17 protein-coding genes are annotated in these 17,599 nt (G+C 72.1%); 10 read left to right on the forward strand and 7 right to left on the reverse strand.

Annotated elements, in window-relative coordinates:
• Positions 1 to 8: 8 nt before the first annotated feature.
• Both ACFXMF_RS04670 and ACFXMF_RS04675 read right to left on the reverse strand, forming a co-directional pair.
• On the reverse strand, positions 9 to 1,115 hold the full coding sequence (locus ACFXMF_RS04670) for an alcohol dehydrogenase catalytic domain-containing protein (protein ID WP_360314337.1): 1,107 nt from the start codon (positions 1,113 to 1,115) through the stop codon (positions 9 to 11).
• A gap of 113 nt (positions 1,116 to 1,228) precedes the next feature.
• The gene (locus ACFXMF_RS04675; protein WP_379992322.1) at positions 1,229 to 1,528 is read right to left on the reverse strand and encodes a hypothetical protein; all 300 of its coding nucleotides are present in this window, start codon (positions 1,526 to 1,528) and stop codon (positions 1,229 to 1,231) included.
• 93 nt (positions 1,529 to 1,621) lie between these two features.
• Between ACFXMF_RS04675 and ACFXMF_RS04680 the strand changes: the two genes are divergently transcribed.
• The 3 genes from ACFXMF_RS04680 (at position 1,622) to ACFXMF_RS04690 (ending at position 3,269) form a co-directional block, all read left to right on the forward strand.
• Positions 1,622 to 2,215 carry a hypothetical protein gene (locus tag ACFXMF_RS04680; protein ID WP_360314335.1) on the forward strand — a complete coding sequence of 198 codons (594 nt, stop codon included), beginning with the start codon at positions 1,622 to 1,624 and terminating at the stop codon, positions 2,213 to 2,215.
• Positions 2,216 to 2,278: 63 nt separating this feature from the next.
• The gene (locus tag ACFXMF_RS04685) at positions 2,279 to 2,626 is read left to right on the forward strand and encodes a hypothetical protein (RefSeq protein WP_360314333.1); all 348 of its coding nucleotides are present in this window, start codon (positions 2,279 to 2,281) and stop codon (positions 2,624 to 2,626) included.
• A gap of 76 nt (positions 2,627 to 2,702) precedes the next feature.
• Positions 2,703 to 3,269: a hypothetical protein gene (locus tag ACFXMF_RS04690; RefSeq protein ID WP_379992320.1), complete on the forward strand. Its 567-nt coding sequence runs from the start codon at positions 2,703 to 2,705 to the stop codon at positions 3,267 to 3,269.
• A gap of 15 nt (positions 3,270 to 3,284) precedes the next feature.
• On the opposite strand, the gene ACFXMF_RS04695 is transcribed toward ACFXMF_RS04690, so the two are convergent.
• A complete protein-coding gene (locus ACFXMF_RS04695) occupies positions 3,285 to 3,758 on the reverse strand; it encodes a winged helix-turn-helix transcriptional regulator (RefSeq protein WP_379992323.1) in 474 nt (157 codons plus the stop codon).
• Positions 3,759 to 3,883: 125 nt separating this feature from the next.
• Here ACFXMF_RS04695 and ACFXMF_RS04700 point away from each other — a divergent pair, with 125 nt between their 5' ends.
• From ACFXMF_RS04700 to ACFXMF_RS04710, 3 genes are all read left to right on the forward strand, one after another.
• Complete coding sequence (locus tag ACFXMF_RS04700; RefSeq protein ID WP_360314329.1) at positions 3,884 to 5,167, forward strand: MFS transporter; 1,284 nt, start codon at positions 3,884 to 3,886, stop codon at positions 5,165 to 5,167.
• Positions 5,168 to 5,470: 303 nt separating this feature from the next.
• A complete protein-coding gene (locus ACFXMF_RS04705) occupies positions 5,471 to 6,730 on the forward strand; it encodes a sensor histidine kinase (protein WP_360314327.1) in 1,260 nt (419 codons plus the stop codon).
• On the forward strand, positions 6,718 to 7,362 hold the full coding sequence (locus ACFXMF_RS04710) for a response regulator transcription factor (protein WP_360314325.1): 645 nt from the start codon (positions 6,718 to 6,720) through the stop codon (positions 7,360 to 7,362). The genes ACFXMF_RS04705 and ACFXMF_RS04710 overlap by 13 nt, the downstream gene beginning before the upstream one ends.
• 47 nt (positions 7,363 to 7,409) lie before the next feature.
• Here the strand turns inward: ACFXMF_RS04710 and ACFXMF_RS04715 are convergent, their stop codons facing one another.
• The 3 genes from ACFXMF_RS04715 to ACFXMF_RS04725 form a co-directional block, all read right to left on the reverse strand.
• Complete coding sequence (locus ACFXMF_RS04715; RefSeq protein WP_360314323.1) at positions 7,410 to 8,387, reverse strand: fumarylacetoacetate hydrolase family protein; 978 nt, start codon at positions 8,385 to 8,387, stop codon at positions 7,410 to 7,412.
• A 184-nt stretch (positions 8,388 to 8,571) separates the two neighbouring features.
• Positions 8,572 to 9,507, reverse strand: coding sequence for an MBL fold metallo-hydrolase (locus tag ACFXMF_RS04720; protein WP_360314321.1), 936 nt, complete (start codon positions 9,505 to 9,507; stop codon positions 8,572 to 8,574).
• A gap of 140 nt (positions 9,508 to 9,647) precedes the next feature.
• Positions 9,648 to 10,178, reverse strand: coding sequence for a TIGR03086 family metal-binding protein (locus tag ACFXMF_RS04725; RefSeq protein WP_360314501.1), 531 nt, complete (start codon positions 10,176 to 10,178; stop codon positions 9,648 to 9,650).
• Between the two features lie 320 nt (positions 10,179 to 10,498).
• Between ACFXMF_RS04725 and ACFXMF_RS04730 the strand changes: the two genes are divergently transcribed.
• Both ACFXMF_RS04730 and ACFXMF_RS04735 read left to right on the forward strand, forming a co-directional pair.
• Positions 10,499 to 11,206: a DsbA family oxidoreductase gene (locus tag ACFXMF_RS04730; RefSeq protein ID WP_360314319.1), complete on the forward strand. Its 708-nt coding sequence runs from the start codon at positions 10,499 to 10,501 to the stop codon at positions 11,204 to 11,206.
• Positions 11,207 to 11,232: 26 nt separating this feature from the next.
• The gene (locus ACFXMF_RS04735) at positions 11,233 to 12,456 is read left to right on the forward strand and encodes an MFS transporter (protein WP_379991498.1); all 1,224 of its coding nucleotides are present in this window, start codon (positions 11,233 to 11,235) and stop codon (positions 12,454 to 12,456) included.
• A 49-nt stretch (positions 12,457 to 12,505) separates the two neighbouring features.
• On the opposite strand, the gene ACFXMF_RS04740 is transcribed toward ACFXMF_RS04735, so the two are convergent.
• Entirely contained in the window at positions 12,506 to 14,152 is a 1,647-nt protein-coding gene (locus ACFXMF_RS04740; RefSeq protein WP_379991497.1) for a family 20 glycosylhydrolase, read from the reverse strand.
• Between the two features lie 500 nt (positions 14,153 to 14,652).
• Here ACFXMF_RS04740 and ACFXMF_RS04745 point away from each other — a divergent pair, with 500 nt between their 5' ends.
• Together ACFXMF_RS04745 and ACFXMF_RS04750 are read left to right on the forward strand one after the other, a co-directional pair.
• Positions 14,653 to 17,172, forward strand: a complete 2,520-nt coding sequence (locus ACFXMF_RS04745; RefSeq protein WP_360314313.1) for a nitrate- and nitrite sensing domain-containing protein — start codon at positions 14,653 to 14,655, stop codon at positions 17,170 to 17,172.
• Positions 17,169 to 17,594 (forward strand): roadblock/LC7 domain-containing protein, encoded by a 426-nt coding sequence (locus ACFXMF_RS04750; protein WP_360314312.1) that lies wholly within the window; start codon positions 17,169 to 17,171, stop codon positions 17,592 to 17,594. Before ACFXMF_RS04745 ends, ACFXMF_RS04750 begins: the two co-directional genes overlap by 4 nt.
• Positions 17,595 to 17,599: the final 5 nt, after the last annotated feature.

The following is a 17,599-nucleotide window of genomic DNA, read 5'->3' on the forward strand; positions in this document are numbered from 1 at the left end:
GGCGGGCCTCAGAACGCGATGACGCCGCGCGCGATCCGTCCGTTGTGCATGTCGTCGAGCACGTCGTGGAAGCCGTCGGCCGGATAGACCTTGGACACCAGCGCGTCCAGGTCGAACTTGCCTTGGCGGTACAGCTCGACGATCGCCCGGATGTCCTCGTGCGGACGCACGCCGCCGGCGCGGGTGCCCAGGAGGCCCCGGTCGCACTGGAGCAGGTTGGCGATCCGGATGTTGGCGGTCGCGGTCTGCGCGGGCTGGCCGACGGCGATCAGCGTGCCTCCCCAGTCCAGCGCCTCCATGGCGTTCTCCAGCACGGCCGGGATGCCGGTGCACTCGAAGATCCAGTCCACGCCGCCCGCGCCGAACACGCCGACCTTGACCTCGTCGCTGTACGGGAAGAGCGTGCGGATCTCGTCCGCGACGTCCACGTCCTTGCCCGACTTGACGAAGTCGGTCGCACCGAACTTGCCGGCCAACTCGAACTTGCCGGGCACGGTGTCGATGCCGACCACGCGGCCGGCGCCCTTGAGCCGCAACGCCTGGACGGCGGACAGGCCGACCCCGCCGAGGCCGATCACGGCCGCGGTCTGGCCGGGCAGCACGTTCGCCCTGTTGAGCACCGCGCCCGCGCCGGTGACCACGCCGCACGGCACCAGGCACGCGGAGGTCAGCGGCACGTCCTTCGGGATGGTCACGCACTGGATTTCCTTGACCAGGGTCAACTCGGCGAAGGTGGACGCCCCCGCGAAGTTCCACACCGGCTCGTCGCCGATGGCGAACGGCGTGCCCCGGTTGCCCAGCGTCTGGCGACAGCGGTTGGGGTGTCCGGTCTGGCAGTGCCGACACATCCCGCACGCGGCGATCGTGGTGATCACCACGTGGTCGCCCGGCACCACCGAACCGACCCCCGCGCCGACCTTCTCCACGATGCCGGCGCCCTCGTGCCCGAGCACGGACGGCGTGGGCCACTCGATGACGCCCTCCAGCACGCTGACATCGCTGTGGCAGACCCCGGTCGCGACGATCCGGACCAGGACCTCACCGGCCTCCGGGTCACGTACGGTGACATCGTCCCGGATCTCGGCGCCCGTGGCGGTGTGCAGGATCGCGCGCATGTACCGTCTCCTCGTTCCGGGCGGACGGCCCGCCGCGAGGTGTGTTCGCCGCGCACCGGACCGGCCCACCCCAAGCCGAACTTCCACATCCTTGATCACTACAACGATCTCGATTATTCACCGAGTGCCCAAGAGGTCAAGGCATACCAACGCCGGGATCCGACGGCCCCGCTTCCCCGAGGACCGGCCCCGCGCCGCGCGTCCCGACCCGGTGCCGCGCCGGTCGACTCGTCGAGCGCGGCGAAGCGGTGCCCGGGCAGTTTGCCCGCGTCGAGTTCCGCCCATCCCGGCGCCCGCTCCCGAAACGTGGCGTTCCCGGTGTCGATGCCGAGTTGATGGATCGTGAGCACCTGGCCGGCATGCTCGGGACGCATCGGCGCGATCGTCACGGCGGTGACGGCGCCAGTGGACATGGCGCTCGCTCCGGGGACGCGGCGGCCGACGGAAGTCCCATCCCGACGCAAATGCACATGCGCCCCGCACCCGCCCCCGGTATAAATCGCCGGATGGGATCACAGGCGGCACAGGACGTGGAATCGACGGTCGCACACGCCGTCGCGGTATTGACCGAGGCCACCGAGGGCGAGCGTGACTGGTCGCGCCCGGCGGGCGGGTTGGAATGGGACTGTTGGTACACGCTGGTGCACGTGGTCGGCGATCTGTACGCGTACGCGGGCCAGGTCGCGTCCGCTCGGATGGACGACTACGTCCCGGTGGACATCCAGGCGGACGACGACGCGACGCCGAGCACGATGTTGCACGCGGTCCGCGCGGGCGGCGCGCTGCTCGCGACCATGGTGGCCACCCGCCCCGACTCGGCTCGCGCGTTCCACCCGTACGGGATCTCCGATCCGGACGGCTTCGCCGGAATGGGCATCATCGAGGTGATGGTCCACATGCACGACTTGGCCGCCGGTCTCGACCTGGCCTACGAGCCCGATCGGCAGGTCTGCGCCCGGGTACTGACCCGGATGTTCCCCGACGCCCCCGCCGGCTTCGCCCCGTGGCCCACCCTGCTGTGGTGCACCGGCCGTACCGAACTCCCGGGCCACCCGCGTCGGGTCGGCAAGTGGCGCTGGCGGGGCCTGCCCGACGCGTAGGGCCGAGACAACTACCGGACCGCCCCGAGGCACGCCTCGTACCCCGACTCGGAAGGAACCCCCGTGCCCGCACCGTCCCTGGATGGACTCGGTTTCGCCCCGCTCGATCGTCCCGAGCACGGCGAGGTGGACGCGTCCACGTTCTTCGCGTACCACGAGGCCGACGGGGTGGTCTGGGCCGACTACCGCGGCGGCGACATCGTCCGCGGCCACCTGATCGGCACCCGCGACGGGGACACCCTGGACTTTCGCTACACGCAGCTCAACCGGTCCGGCGCCACCGCGTCCGGGCACTGCGTGAGCGCCGTCGTGGTGTTGCCGGACGGTCGGCTCCGGCTGGAGGAGACATGGGAGTGGGAGTCCCGGGAGGGCAGCGGTACCAGCGCCGTGGAGCAGGTCCCGGGCTCCTGAACCCGACACCCGGTCGGTTGTCGGACGCGGTATCTACGTTGAACCCCAACGGACATCGCGACCGAAGGGGTGGGCCATGGGATTCAACGGGGACATCGTCGTATTACGCGCACGGACGCCGTTGGCGGACCTGGCGCCCTACGTCGGCGGAAACGGACATCCGGTCTACGGCGAGTGGACCTACGCGGACGGCTGGCGCGCGGTGCACGTGCGCCACTTCGAGGACCCGTACGCCTTCCAGGGCCCCTGGCTCACCGACCTGGCGGCGCGCACCGGTTCGCCCGTGTTGGTCTGCGGGGTGTTCGAGAGCGATGTCGCGCACGTCCAGGGGCTGAGCGGCACGGACTTCTGGGAGGGCTGGCTCGATCCGGGCAGCGCCGCCACGCAGTTGGCCGGGAATCGGTGGAACCGGGCCGGGCAGCAGGGCGACTTCGGCCGTTTCCGGGACGAGGCCGCGGCGTGGCTGGAGGAGGATCGGCCGCGCGTCGCAGAGGCGGCCGTGCGGTGGGCCGCGGCGGCCGGATACCGCGTACCTCCCGAGCCGATCCTGGAGTTGCTGAGCCTGCAGCGGGACCCGTTCGTGCAGCACCTGTTCTTCGAACTGCTCACGTGCCTGGGGCTGGTGTCGCTCCCGGAGCGGTGATCGGGCGGGCCCGACTCACTCGGCCCCCGCCACCTCGACGCCCTCCGGCACCTTCTCCACCTCCGTGTCCTGCGGCCCGATCGGGCGGCCGTCCGCAGCGCGTACCTCCAGCGTCCGCAGCGGGCGGCCCTGACGCCGATCCAGCAGCCGGGACTGCGGCTCGGCCGGCTCGAACCAGTGCGCCTCGCCCCACTGGCGCAGGGCCACGATCACGGTGAACAGGTCGCGGCCCTTGGCGGTCAACACGTACTCGTTGTAGGCACTGCCGTCGGATGCCGGGACCACCTCCAGGATCCCGCCGGCCACCAGCGCGCGCAGTCGGGCGGTCAGGATGTTCTTGGCCACGCCCAGGCTGCGCTGGAACTCGCCGAATCGTCGGCTCCCGTCGAACGCGTCGCGCACGATCAGCAACGACCACCAATCGCCGATCGCGTCCACCGAGCGCGCCACCGGGCAGGTGCTCTCGTCGAACCGGGTGCGCTGCACCATGCGGGTCGTCTCCTCGTCCTCGGATCGGGTGGCCACTCGCCGCCACCCTGGTTGCAACATGCTACCAAGCTCGTCTAGCGTGCATCCGGTAGCAACTTGCCACCGGATTCGAGGGAGAGCGTGACATGGCGGTCGAGCAACAGGGCGGTCCGAGGCGGATCGAGGCCGAGGCGGGAAACCCGGAGGCCGCCTCGCTCTCCCGCGCCCACACCCTCCTGTTCGCGGTCGCCGCCGGCGTCGCCGTGGCCGGCGTCTACCTCGCCCAACCGCTGCTGGTGACCATGGGCCACGACCTGGGCCTGGCCCCGGGCACCGTCGGCGTGGTGGTCACGCTCACCCAGGTCGGCTACGCACTCGGCCTGTTCCTGCTCGTCCCGCTCGGCGACCTGCTCGACCGCCGCCGGCTGATCGTGGGCCAATTCGCGCTCCTGGCCGCCGCCTCCGCCGCCGTCGGCCTGGCCGGTCACGCCGCCCTGCTGCTGGTCGCGATGATCTGCGTCGGCCTGCTCGCCGTGGTCACCCAGGTGGTCGTCGCGCACGCCGCCTCGCTCGCCGCCCCGGCCGAACGCGGTCGCGTCGTCGGGGCGGTCACCGGCGGCGTGGTCCTGGGCATCCTGCTCGCCCGGACCGTCTCCGGCACGGTGGCCGACCTGGCGGGCTGGCGCGCGGTGTACCTCGGCTCCGCCGCGCTGAGCCTGCTCCTGGCCCACACCCTGTACCGGGTATTGCCTCGCGGGCGGGACGACCGGCCCGCGGCGACCGGCGGCGACCGGCTGTCCTACCGCAAGCTGCTCGTCTCGATGCCGACCCTGTTCGCGGCGGAACGCCTCTTCCGGGTCCGGGCCCTGTTCGCGCTGCTGATCTTCGCCGCCTTCAGCACCCTGTGGAGCAGCATCGCGCTCCCGCTGAGCGAGCCGCCGCTGTCCCTGTCGCACACCGCGATCGGCGCCTTCGGCCTGGCCGGCGCCGCCGGCGCGCTCGGCGCGATCCCGGCCGGCCGACTGAGCGATCGGGGCCACGCGAACCGGGTCACCGGGATCGCGCTGGTCCTGCTCACCCTGTCCTGGCTGCCGCTGGCCTTCACCCGCCAGTCGCTGTGGGCGCTGGTGGTGGGCACGATCATGCTCGATCTCGCGGTCCAGGCGGTACACGTGAGCAACCAGACGCTGATCCACCCGCTGCGGCCGGACGCCGGCAGCCGACTGATCGGCGGCTACATGATCTTCTACTCGATCGGCAGCGCCGTCGGGGCGATCGCCTCCACCACCTTGTACGCGGCGGCCGGCTGGTCGGCGGTCTGCCTGCTCGGCGCGGGCTTCGGGGCCCTGGCCCTGGTGGTGTGGGCGGTGGACGCACGCCGCGGGCCCCGGGAGCGCGCCGGTGCGTCCGCGCCGACCGTCACACCGTGACCAGTACGTTCACGATCACGCCGACGACGAGCAGCAGGATCACCCAGGACCACACCGGGCGCTCCGCCGACCGAGATCGCGGTGGTCGTCGGGTCATGGTCGACTCCTTCGTCGTGGGTGTCGACCGCTCCCGGACGAGCCGCCGACCCCCACGAACGTAGGATCCCGAGGCGGTCGCCCGGCATCCCGGCCACGGGCGTTTGTGGGGTGGTGTGCGCACCACCCCGCGAGGGGGCCCGGCCCGGCTGTCGGTCGGGTGCCGCGCCGGAGAGCATCGAACCAATCCGGGAAAGGGGTCGAGCGATGTCCGCGAGGTCCGGCCTGTCCCGAACGCTCGCGGCGCTGCGCCGTCTGCCCGGCCGGCTGCTGCTGCTCGCCGAGGCCGGCGGCACCGCACTGCTCGCGCTGCTCGCCCTGCCCGCGGTCGTGCTGGTCGCCGCGCTGTGCGTCGTGGGCGTCGGCCTGCCCCTCGCGGCCCCGCTGCTGCGCACGGTGCGCCGACTGGCCGGGATCGAACGCCGCCGGGTCGCCGGCGTGCTCGGCGGCCCGCCGATACCCGAGCACTACCGCCCCCTGGAGGGCTCCCTGCTCGGCCGAGCCCGGATCGCGCTCACCGACCCGGCCGGCCGGCGGGACCTGCTGTGGCTCCCGGTACACGGGTTGACCGGCCTGCTCGCCGCCGTGCTCGGCCTGGGCCTGGGCCTGAGCGCCGTCAACAACCTCACCATGCCGCTGTGGTGGTGGGCCGTCCCGGGCCGGCCGCCCTCCGGGGCCGGATTCCCGGTCGACTCGTGGTGGACGGCCGCGGCGATGGTGCCGATCGGTGCGGCCCTCGCGATGCTCACGGCCACCCTGGTCCCGATCCTGCTCCGCGGTCAGGCTCGACCGACCCGCCCGCTGCTCACCCCCTCGTCCACCCCCCACCTGGTCGAGCAACTGGCCGAGGCGACCGCCGGCCGAGCCGCCGCATTGGACGCACACGGCGCCGAACTGCGGCGCATCGAAAGGGACTTGCACGACGGTACGCAGAATCGACTGCTTGCCGTGGTGCTGCACCTCGGGCTGATCGAACGGGCTCTGGAACGCGATCCGGAGCAGGCGCTGCCGCTGGTCCTGCGCGCTCGGCGAGCCGCCAACGACGCGCTGGACGAACTGCGCGACGTGGTCCGCGGCATCCACCCGCCGATCCTGGCCGAACGCGGTCTGGACGGCGCCGTCTCCGCCCTGGCCGCCCGCTGCCCGGTGCCCTGCGTCGTGCGGACCGTCGGCCTGACCCGGGCCCCGGCCGCCGTGGAGACCGCCGCGTACTTCGTCGTCGCCGAGGCGTTGAACAATGTGGCCAAGCACAGCCACGCCGACCACGTCGTGGTCACGTTGGCGCAGGAGGAGGACACGCTGGTGATCGAGGTCGAGGACGACGGGCGCGGCGGCGCGGACGGGCACCCGGGCAGCGGCCTGATCGGCCTCCGGCGGCGCGCGCTCGCCCTGGGCGGCCGGCTGACGGTGCACAGCCCGGTGGGCGGGCCGACCCGACTGCGTGCGGAGTTGCCGTGCGGGTGGTGATCGCCGAGGACGACGCGCTGCTGCGCGAGGGGCTCACCCTGCTCCTGGCCGGCGAGGGCTTCGAGGTGCCGGCGGCGGTGGACAACGGCACGGATTTCCTGGCCGCCGTGGCAACCCACGAGCCGGACGTCACCGTGGTCGACGTACGACTGCCACCGGATTTTCGCGACGAGGGGTTGCGGGCCGCGATCGAGGCCCGGCGGCGTCGACCGGGGCTGCCCGTGCTGGTGTTGTCCGCGTATGTCGAGGACCGCTACGCGGCCGAGTTGCTCGCCGACGGCAAGGGCGCGACCGGCTACCTGCTCAAGCAACGGGTGGGCGACGTCGCGGAGTTCGCCGACGCGCTGCGCCGGGTGGCGGCGGGCGGCACGGTGATGGACCCGGAGGTGGTCGCCCAACTCCTGGTCCGCCGCCGCTCGGACGACCCGTTGCGCGAGTTGACCCCGCGTGAGCGCGAGGTGCTCGGGCTGATGGCCGAGGGTCGCTCGAACACGGACATCGGCCGGCTGCTGGTGATCAGCGAAGGCGCCGTCAACAAGCACATCCGCAACATCTTCGCGAAGCTCGGCCTGGCACCCGACGACGTGGGACATCGACGGGTGTTGGCCGTACTCGCCTATCTGAACGGTTGAGCGATCGCGGGCAGGCGGCCGGGTGCCCGGCCGCCTGCCCGCGCGCCTCACGCGTCGAAGGCGTCCCGGCGGGTGCGCGGACGCTTGCGCGCGGCCGGGATCGGCTGCGGGGCGGCGCCCTCGACCACCGTGTTGGTCAGCGTCCCGATGCCCTCGACCGTGAGCGCCACCGTGTCACCCGGCTTCAGCGGCGACAACTCCCGCCCCAGGCCCCACAGTTCGCCGAGGCAACCGCCGTTGCCGCAGGTGCCGGTGCCGAGTACGTCGCCGGGACGGATCCAGGTGCCACGCGAGGCGTAGGCGACCAACTCGGCGGGCGGCCAGCCCATGTTGACCAGCGAGTCGCGGCCGATCTCGACACCGTTGACCGACGCCCGCAGCGCGATGTCCAGGAAGCCGTCCGCGTCCCGGTACTCCTCGAACTCGTCGGCGGTCACCAGCCACGGGCCGAGCGTGGTCGCGGTGTCCTTGCCCTTGCACGGACCCAGACCGACCCGCATCTCCCGGGCCTGGAGGTCGCGCGCCGACCAGTCGTTGAAGATGGTGTAGCCGACGATGTGTTCCGCGGCCTGCTCGACCGTCAGGTCCTTGCCCGCGCGGCCGATCACGATGCCGACCTCCAGTTCGAAGTCGAGCACGCTCGACCCCGGCGGCATCGGCACCACGTCGTCGGGGCCGATGATCGCGTAGGGGTTGGTGAAGTAGAAGGTGGGCAGCTCGTACCACTCGGGCACCACCGTGGCGTCCGGCCCCTGCACGGTGATCGCGACGCCCTCGACGTGCTCCTCGAACGCCACGAAGTCACGCACGGTGGGCGGCTGCAGCGGCGGCAGCAGGCGCACGTCGGCGAGCGCGACCGAGGGCTGCGACAGGGCCTGCTCACCCGCCGCGCGCAACGCCTGCCCGCCCCGCTCGATCAACGAGAGCAACGTTTCGCCCGCCGGCAGCGGGTGCACGGTATCGCCACCGCTCGACAACACCCCGGAGTGGATCGAGCCATTCAGGTCGAAGGTCGCGAACTTCACGATTGTGCTCCTTGTTCCGTACGTGCCGAGGACCGGCGACGGTGCGTCGGTATCGCTAAATGATCACACCGCCCCCAACCCCGACCAAAAGCGCCGGCCGGGCCGTCAACGGCCCGGCCGGCGCCCATGGCCGATCAGCCCGGCCCGCGTTCGAGGCCGGCCGGGCCGCAGGCCGCACCACTCGTCACGCGTAGCAGGAAAGCGGCTTGCCGTCGTTGAACACGACCATGTCGCCGAGCGCGCCGTAGATGTCGATCGACGCGGCCCGCTCCGCCCCGTTCAACTCGGCATATGCCCGGTGCAGGTTGCCGACGATCCGCTCCGAGTCGGACAGCACCGCGTACTCGCCCAGGTCCGTCTCCCGCGCCACGCTCAGCGGGTCCAGCCCGGCCTCCAGACCCTTGCGGGCCGTCTCCAGGAGGAAGTTCGTGTACCCGATCGCATAGTCGATCTGCTCCGGGCCACACACCTCGCCGTGCCCGGGGACCAGCGTGGTCGCGCCCAACCCCTTGATGCGCTCCAGCACTTCGAGGTAGCCGGCGGGCGAACCCATCAGCAGGAACGGGGTACCGCCGTTGAAGATCAGGTCGCCCGTGTAGAGGACGCCCTGCTCCTCCAACCACACCACCGAGTCGTTCGAGGTGTGTGCCGGCCCGAAGTGCCGCACCTGCGCCCGCAGTTCGCCCGCGTACACGGTGACGCTGTCGGTGAAGGTCAGGAACGGCGGTGCCGCGCGCAGTCCGCCCCAGCCGACCCCCGGCCAGATCGCCTCGACCTCCATGATGCCCAGATTGAGGATCTCGGCCCGGGTGTTCTCGTGCGCCACGATGGTGGCCGACTCGAACAGGTAGTTCCCGTTCGTGTGGTCGCCGTGGTGGTGCGTGTTGATCAGCGTGCGCACCGGCGCGTCGGTGTGCTTGGCGATCGTCTCCTGGAACATCCGGGTCCGGGCCTCGGTGGCGCAACCGTCGATCGCGACGACGCCCTCCGGGCCGACCAGGAAGCCGGTGTTGTTGATCCACCAGGTGCCGTCCGGCTGGATGTACGCGAACGCTCCGTCGGCCACCTCCTGGACGCGAGGGGGATCCATCCGGCCGTGATCGTGCTGCGACGTGCTCATCGATACTCCCGATCGACTGGGGGTGTGCGTTGACGTGCATACACCGCCGACCACCCGGCGCGCAGCCTGACGACCCGTCAGTTGCCGAGTCCGGTAGGGCTTGTCCCGGGATGTCCGGGGGCCCGGCGGCTCGTTCGGGCTCAGTTCACCGCACGACCGGTGAACGCGGCGAGCCGGTCCGCGGCCGGCGCGTCCGCGGCGACCGGCTGCTCCGGGCCGAACGCACGCCCCTCGCCGCGCGCGGCGTCCGGAAGGGTGCTGCGCATGCGCTCCAGGAGCGTCTCGGCGAGCTCGGGGTCCAGGTCGGTCGGCCTGCCCAGCGCCCGGGCCAGGTCCCACGCGTGCACGAAGATGTCGCCGGTGGCCAGGCCGAGCAGGAAACCGCCGGTCTGCTCGCCGAACGGGGTCTTGATCGACGCGGCGATCCGCTCCGGCGTGAAGGTCGCCAGCATCGTCTCGACCACCGCCTCGAAGTCCTCCCTGGGGTCCTCGGAGACCGGCTCGGACGGCCCGGTCAGGGCCGCCGCGAGACCGCGCTGGGCGCCGGTGGCGTGGGCGAGCAGGCCCTTGACGTCCCATTCGTCGCACGGACACGCGAGTCCGAGCTTGGCGTCGTCGACCTCGGCGAGCAGCGGGCGGAAGGCGTCGACCGCACGCCGGTACTGGGTCATCTGGTCCACGAGGGCTCCTTCGAGTGATGTCGAGTCATGTCGAACAAGTGAAGTCGAGCGTTGTCGAGTGCCGACGCCGCGTCGACACGGCGTGCTCGACCGGTGACGCACGACGGGCAGCGGTCAGGCTACGCCTGGGCTCGGGCCGCGGATACAGCCGGTTGGGGAATGTTTGGCGGTCGCACGTATGTTTCCTTTTCGGTGCGTCCGCCGCCGTGACCGTCGGTACGTCCGTCCTGTACATCGCCCCGTGTCCCGGGACGCCGCAGCCGCTGTGCGGCCAGTGCCCGCGACCACCGAGCAAGAAAGCCGGAGAGCAAGTGAAGGTCGAGATCTACAGCGATATCGCGTGCCCGTGGTGCTACGTCGGGAAGCGCCGCTTCGAGCGCGCGCTCGCGGCGTTCCCGGGCGCCGAGGACATCCAGGTCACGTATCGCCCCTACCAATTGGACCCGAGCACACCCACCGAGCCGTCGCCGCTGCGCGAGCGGCTGGCCGAGAAGTTCGGCGCGGCCAACCTCGACGGAATGAACGCGCGGCTCGCCGACGTGGGCACCGCCGAGGGCATCACCTTCGACTTCACCCGGGCGCTGTCGGTGAACACGCTGACCGCGCACCGGATGTTGTGGCTCGCCCTGACCGAGTTCGGCCCGGCGGCCCAGGCCGCGCTCAAGGATCGGCTGCTCGCGGCCTACTTCACCGAGGGCGAGAACGTCGCCGACCACGTGCGGTTGACCGAGTTCGCCGTCGAGGCCGGGCTGGACCGGGATCGGGTGGTCGCCTTCCTCGCCTCCGACGAGGGCACCGACGAGGTCCGGCGCGAGATCGCCGAGGCGCAGGAGATGGGCGTCACCGCCGTGCCGACGTTCGTGTTCGAGGGCACCTGGGCGGTGCAGGGCGCCCAGGAGGCGTCCACGTTCCTCCAGGTCCTGGAGCAGGTGCGCGACCAGGTGCGCGAGCAGAGCGGCGAGTCCGCCCGGCCGGCGACCGACGGCGACGCGTGCGCCGACGGTTCCTGCGCGGTGTGAGCGCCCCGGGGGAAACGACCGGGCGGTTGTCCATCGAACGTCTACAGCGGGCCCGGTGGGCCGCGCTGTGGGTGTTCTTCGCGTTCAGCGCCGCGGTGGCGGATTTCCTGGCCCGGATCCCGCAGTTCAAGGAGGATCTGGACCTCGACGACGCCCAACTGGGACTGGCCCTGCTCGGCTCGCCGGTGGGCGCCCTGGTGGCGGTCCAGCTCGCGGGCACCGCCGCCGGGCGCTGGGGCAGCAGGCGGGTCGCGCGGGTGTCGGTGATCGGCGGGTGTCTGGCGCTGTTCCTGCCCGCGTTCGCCTGGAACCTGCCCTCGTTGGCGGTCGGCCTGCTGATCCTGGGCGCGCTGATGGGTTTCACCGATGTCGCGGCGAACGCGCAGGGTGTCGCGATCGAGCAGCAGTTGGGCCGGCCGATCATGAACGGGCTGCACGGCGGCTACAGCCTCGGCGGGCTGTTCGGCGCGCTGGTCGGCTCCGGAGCGGCGGCCCTGGGGGTCACTCCCCGGGTGCATCTGTCGGTGATGGCGCTCGTGCTCGCGGTCGGGGCGTGGGCCGGTTCGCGGGCGCTGCTGGGCGTCGCGGACGATCCGCACGTTCACACCCCGGCAGCGTCGGACTCGAAGTCGGACTCGAAGTCGGCGTCGGAATCGGAATCGGGTGAAGCACCTGCGGCGGCCGCGGGCGGTCTGGTCCGGCTGCTCGCCGGCTACCGCGCGGTGGTCCTGCTCGCGCTGATCGGGCTGTGCTCCTTCGTCGGCGAGGGCGCGGTAGCGGACTGGAGCGGGGTGCATCTGCGCGAGACGCTGGACAGTTCGGCGGGGGTCGCCGGGCTGGGCTTCGCGGGCATGTCGGTGGCGATGGCGGCCGGCCGGTTCGCGGGCGATCGGGTCGTGGAACGCTTCGGCCCGGTACGGGTGTTGCGGACGGGCGCGCTGATCGCGGCGCTGGGCATGGCGCTCGCGCTGGTCACACCGTGGCCGGCGGTGTCGGTGCTGGGCTTCACGCTGTTCGGCGTCGGAGTGGCCCCGGTCGCCCCGGTGACGTTCAGCGCCGCCGGCAACACCCCGGGGGTGCCCGCCGCGTGGGCCATCTCGCGGGTGACCGGCATCGCCTACATCGGGCTGCTCGCGGGCCCGCCGGTGATCGGCTTCATCGCCCACCACACCAGCCTGACCACGGCATTGGCGATTCCGGCGGTGCTGGTCGCGATCATCGCCCTGACCGCGGGCGCGGTCCGCCGCTGACCCGGCCCGTCCTCGGGCGCAGCCCCGCGCCCGAGGACGCGGCCCCGCGTCAGGTCAGCCGGTCCGCGTGGTTGATGCCCTGCGCGTCCCAGCGCGCCTCGTGCGCCGCGGCCCGGGTGCGAAAGTCCGCCCAGTCGCGCCGTTCCGGGCGGGACCAGGCGGCCTCGGCGACCGAGGCGATCCGCGGGAAGAGCAGGTACTCGGCGTCCGCGATGGTCTTGATCGTCTCGCCCCACAACGCGCCCTCGACCCCGAGCACCGCGTCCGCGGGCAGTCCGGGCAGGTGCGTCGAGGGTTCCCAGTCATAGGACTGCCGCACGTCGACGGTGCCGGCCCAGGTCACCCCGAGCCGCTCGCCGGCGCTGTACTTCATGTCCAGGTAGGCGTGGTCGGCCGGCGCCAGCACCACCTTGTGGCCGGCCCGCGCGGCGGCGGCGACCTCGGCCGCGTCCTGCCGGGACGCGCCCCAGTACTCCAGGATCGCGCCGGGCAGCGGGTCGCCGGAGGCGAGTTGGTGCCAGGCCATGGTCTGCTTGCCGTGCTTGGCCACCAGGGGTTGGGCGCGGGCCATGAAGGCCCGGTACTGCGCGGGCTTGAGCGTGTGCGTCTCGTCTCCGCCGATGTGCAGGTAGGGGCCGGGGGTGAGTTCGGCGAGCCGGCCGAGCACCTCGTCCAGGAACGTATAGGTGGCCTCGCCGTCGACGCACAACGAGGAGAAGCCGACCCGGGTGCCGGTATAGGGGGTGTACTGCTTGCCGTCGCAGGCCAGTTCCGGGTAGGCGACGATCGCCGCGTTGGTGTGTCCGGGCATGTCGATCTCGGGCACCACGGTGATGAAGCGCTCGCCCGCGTAGTCGATCACCGCGCGGTAGTCGGCCGCCGTCCAGAACCCGCCCGGCCCGCCGCCCACCTGGGTGGACGCGCCGATCCCGGTGAGTTCGGGCCGCCCCTCGATGGCGATCCGCCAGCCCTGGTCGTCGGTCAGATGCAGATGCAGGTGGTTGAACTTGTAGGCGGCGAGGTGATCGATCAGCCGGCGCATCTCGGCGGGCGGATAGAAGTGCCGGGCCAGGTCGATCATGATGCCCCGGTACGGATACCTGGGCGCGTCCCGCACCACGGCCGGGCGCAGTTCGAACGGCGGCTCGACCGGCACCAGTTGGCGCAGCGTCTGGGCGCCCCGGTAGAGGCCGACCGGCACGCCCGCGCGGATCGTGGCGCCGTGCTCGGTGACGATCAGCTCGTACGCCTCGTCGCCGTCGGGTCGGCCGGCCGGGTCCGGATCCAGGACCAGGGCGAGGTCCGCGCCGGTGCCGGACCGGGCGTCGACCAGCACGGGCAGCGGCAGGCCGGTGGCGGCGCGCAGTTCGGCGGCGACCGATTCGGCGACCGCCCGCGCGGCCTCGGTCGCGGCCCGCACCCGGGTGTCCCGCCCCGGTGTCCAGGGGCGGCCCGGTCCGCCGAGCGCCTCGACCGGGATCGGCACGAGTCCCCGCGCGTCGGCCGCCAACGGTCCGCTCGGCAACACCCGGGCCTCGGCCTCGCCGGCGGCGGGCCGGCCGGGGTCGCCGGTCCCCTTCGGGTCGGCCTTCGGCGGGCCCCCCGAGGAGGAGGAGGCGTCGGTGATCCACACGGCCGCCCCCGCGGCGGCGATCGGGACGGTGAGGAAAAAAGCCAGGGCGCGTCGCCGCAACATGTGACTCTCCCAATTCGCTCCGCCGGGATCGGTCTTCGACCCAGTCTAGGCAGCCGTCGGCGACGATCCGGTTGGTCGACACACCGATAAACGGAAGGCAACGATCCGGTATATCCCAACGAATGGTTGGCAAACGGGCACCGGAGGGCGGGGGTGGAAATACGGATATAGGGGTCCGAGCAACGACGGTGGGGCTCAAATGTCTTGATATCCCGGTGTGTACGGGCATGCCCCGCAATCGATCTTCCTTCGCGGGGTTAACTTACGCATGTCAACATTCGGGGGCGTATGCGGGACTCCCGGCCCCTTACCCACCTGCCACTGCGAGCACACGTGCGAATGCCGCTAGGCTCTGCCCGTCGTGCACGGAATAGGACGCGATCCGCGTCACCGAAAGCGCAAGACCGGAAAGTGCGAATCATCGGGAAAATGACGTACTTGACAAGCGGAATACTCGACTCCGTATCCCTGCCTCGCTCCACCCCGGCAACGATCTGGTGGTGGACGACCTGAACATCACTCGGAAACTCGTCCTGCTCGTCGCCGTGCCGCTCACCGTGATGGTGGGGTCCGCGGGACTCGCCGTGTCCACCACGACCGGCGAGGCCCTGGACGCGAACCGCCTGCGCTCGCTGACCCAGGTCTCCGGCGAGGCCGGCGAACTCGCGCACCGCCTGCAGAGCGAACGCGCCGCCGCCGCCGCGGTCCTGTGGCCGGAGGCCGGCAGCGGCGCCCTGGTCACGTACCACCAGCGCACCGCCGCGACGGACGAAAGCGCCACGCGCTACCGCAAACTGCGCAAGGACCTGGGCTCGATCCCCGGCAACACCAAGGAACGACTGCGCAGGCTGGACGCGGGTCTGACCGACCTGACCGCGCTGCGCGAACAGGTCCAGGCGCCCAAGGGCACCTCGCTGACCGCCGTCGTCTTCCGCTACCGCATCCTGATCGCGGACGCGCTCGACTACCGCGACAGCGTGGCCCAGGCCGGCGGCGCCGGCCCGGACAACTCGGACCGCCTGCGCGCCGCCGCGGCCCTGTCGCACGCCACGGAGTGGCTGGGACAACAACAGACGGCGGTCCTGCGCGCGTTGGCGTCCAGCCGGATCTCGCCGTCCCAACAGCAGGACATCCTGGCCACCCGTACCGGCTACGACGAGAGCGAGACGTCCTTCGAGTCGCTCGCCGACTCGGAGTGGCTGGGTTGGCTGGAACTGGCCCAGACCGGCCCGGAGATCCTGGCCGTGCACCAGCTCGAGGACGCGGTGTCCCGAGCCAAGGTGGACACGCCCATCCTGATCAGTCAGGACGTGTGGACCAAGGCGACCGCGGACCGGATCGCCCGGATCAGCGACGTCGAACGACGCGTGGACGCCTCGGTGCTGTCCTCGGTCAGCGACGAACGCGACGACCGTCGTTGGTGGGCGATCGGGCAGGCCGCCGCGGTGCTGCTCGCGCTGGCCGCCGCGGTACTCCTGGTGCTGCGGCTGGGTCGACCGATGACCCGCGAACTGCTGCGCCTGCGCGACACCGCGCACGAGGTGGCCTACACCGGCCTGCCGGACGCGGTGGCCAAGCTCCAGCAGGGCCGCTCCCTCGACGGCGCGACCGCCGACGAGATCGCCGAACGCGCGGGCACCCCCATCGAGGTGCGCGGCAAGGACGAGATCGCCGAGGTGGGCTCGGCGTTCAACACCGTCTTCACCGCCGCCGTCCGGATCGCCGCCGAACAGGCGGTGCTGCGTGCCGGTATCGCCACCGTGCTGGTCGCCCTCGCGCGCCGCAACCAGCGCCTCACCGACGGCCTGGTCAAGGTCCTCGACGAGGCCGAGGCGCACGAGCACGACCCGGACCGGCTCAAGCGGCTGTACTCGCTCGACCACCTGGTCCAGCGCATGGGCCGCAACAACACCAGTCTGCTGGTACTCGGCGGCGAGGGCACCGCCCGCGTGCGCGAGGACGCGCTGCTGCTGGACGTCGCACGCGCGGCGATCGGCCGCATCGAGCGGTTCACCCGGGTGGACCCCGGCGCGGTGGATCCGCGCATCCTGATCGCCGGTCGGGCCCGCGACGATGTCGCGCACCTGCTCGCCGAACTGTTGGACAACGCGACCAAGTTCAGCCGCCCGGAGACCTGGGTGGTACTCCAGGCGAACCGACGCGGCGACGGCGCGGTGCTCACCGTGACCGACTCCGGCGTGGGCATCACCCCGGAGCGGATCGCCGGATTCAACGAACGCCTGGCGGCTCCGGCCCAGTTGGACGTGCACGCGGTGCGCGCGATGGGTCTGACCGTGGCCGGCCACCTGGCCACGCGCTACGGCATCACGATCACCTTGAGCCAGGGACCACAGGGCGGCACCGTCGCCGAGGTGGGCCTGCCCGAGGACATCGTGGTCTTCCGCGATCGCCCCGGCCGGCACCGCGGGGTGCCCAAGCCCGAGGTCGCTCCGGTACCGGCCTCCGGCCGGGCACTGGACGTGGGCGTACGGGCCGGTGGCCACCCGGACCCGGGCCCGTTCGAGCCGGTGGCGAACGTGTTCACGCCGACCCGACCCCAACCGGTCAGCGACGCGAGCGCCCCCGGACCGCGCGAACCCGCGCCCTCGGGACTGCGCTTCACCGGCGAACGGCCGCCCGCGCCCGCCGCCCCGACCCCGCCCGCACTCGCCCCGATGAGCTCGGCCGAACCCGCCGAGCGCCCGGTGCAACCGCAGGCGCCCGCCGGTCCGACCCCGGAGTCGGCACTGCCCACCCGCACCACGAACACGGGCCTGCCGCTGCGCGTTCGTCGGGACACTCCCAGCGTGCACCCGGGCACTCCCCCGGCGCCCGCCGCACCGCTGGTCGACACGACCGGGACGCCCCCCAGGGCGAACACCACGCCGGACCGTCGCGACGCCCGCCAGGTGTCCGCGGCGATGTCCGCCTTCGCGCAGGGCATCGGGCACAGCCGGTCCCGCCGCGCCCCCTCGCCCCGCCCCGGCGGCGGCGATCCGGATCACAAGGAGAGATCGTGACCCACCCCACCGCAGCCGATCTCAGTTGGCTGCTCAACGATTTCGCCACCCGGGTGCCCGAGGTACTGCATGCCGTCGCGGTCTCCGCGGACGGCCTCGTGGTGGCCAACACCAGCTCGCTGCCGCAGGACCGGGCGGACCAGCTCGGTGCGGTCGCCTCCGGCCTGGTCAGCCTGCTGGCCGGCGCCGCGCGCCTGTTCGGCACCGACCCGGTGGCGAGCAACCTGACCGAGATGAACGGCGCGTTCATGTTCTCGATGCAGGTCAGCGACGGCGCCTCGCTGTTGGTACTGGCCTCGCGTGAATGCGACATCGGTCAGGTCTCGTTCGAGATGGCCGAGCTGATCAACCAGGTCGGCCCGGCCCTGACCCCCGCCGCCCGCGAACGCTTCCTGCACGTACAGCGAGGGGCGCTGGGCTGACCGAA

It is taken from the genome of Embleya sp. NPDC059213 (genome assembly GCF_042754445.1).
Taxonomy (GTDB): Bacteria; Actinomycetota; Actinomycetes; order Streptomycetales; family Streptomycetaceae; genus Embleya.

What these genes read in the sequence shown, in the direction of transcription:
- ACFXMF_RS04700 (WP_360314329.1), top strand. Translation starts at nt 3,884, where the DNA reads ATGGCGGTCGAGCAACAGGGCGGTCCGAGGCGGATCGAGGCCGAGGCG.
- ACFXMF_RS04675 (WP_379992322.1), bottom strand. Translation starts at nt 1,528, where the DNA reads ATGTCCACTGGCGCCGTCACCGCCGTGACGATCGCGCCGATGCGTCCC.
- ACFXMF_RS04725 (WP_360314501.1), bottom strand. Translation starts at nt 10,178, where the DNA reads ATGACCCAGTACCGGCGTGCGGTCGACGCCTTCCGCCCGCTGCTCGCC.
- ACFXMF_RS04705 (WP_360314327.1), top strand. Translation starts at nt 5,471, where the DNA reads ATGTCCGCGAGGTCCGGCCTGTCCCGAACGCTCGCGGCGCTGCGCCGT.
- ACFXMF_RS04670 (WP_360314337.1), bottom strand. Translation starts at nt 1,115, where the DNA reads ATGCGCGCGATCCTGCACACCGCCACGGGCGCCGAGATCCGGGACGAT.
- ACFXMF_RS04680 (WP_360314335.1), top strand. Translation starts at nt 1,622, where the DNA reads ATGGGATCACAGGCGGCACAGGACGTGGAATCGACGGTCGCACACGCC.
- ACFXMF_RS04695 (WP_379992323.1), bottom strand. Translation starts at nt 3,758, where the DNA reads ATGGTGCAGCGCACCCGGTTCGACGAGAGCACCTGCCCGGTGGCGCGC.
- ACFXMF_RS04740 (WP_379991497.1), bottom strand. Translation starts at nt 14,152, where the DNA reads ATGTTGCGGCGACGCGCCCTGGCTTTTTTCCTCACCGTCCCGATCGCC.
- ACFXMF_RS04690 (WP_379992320.1), top strand. Translation starts at nt 2,703, where the DNA reads ATGGGATTCAACGGGGACATCGTCGTATTACGCGCACGGACGCCGTTG.
- ACFXMF_RS04720 (WP_360314321.1), bottom strand. Translation starts at nt 9,507, where the DNA reads ATGAGCACGTCGCAGCACGATCACGGCCGGATGGATCCCCCTCGCGTC.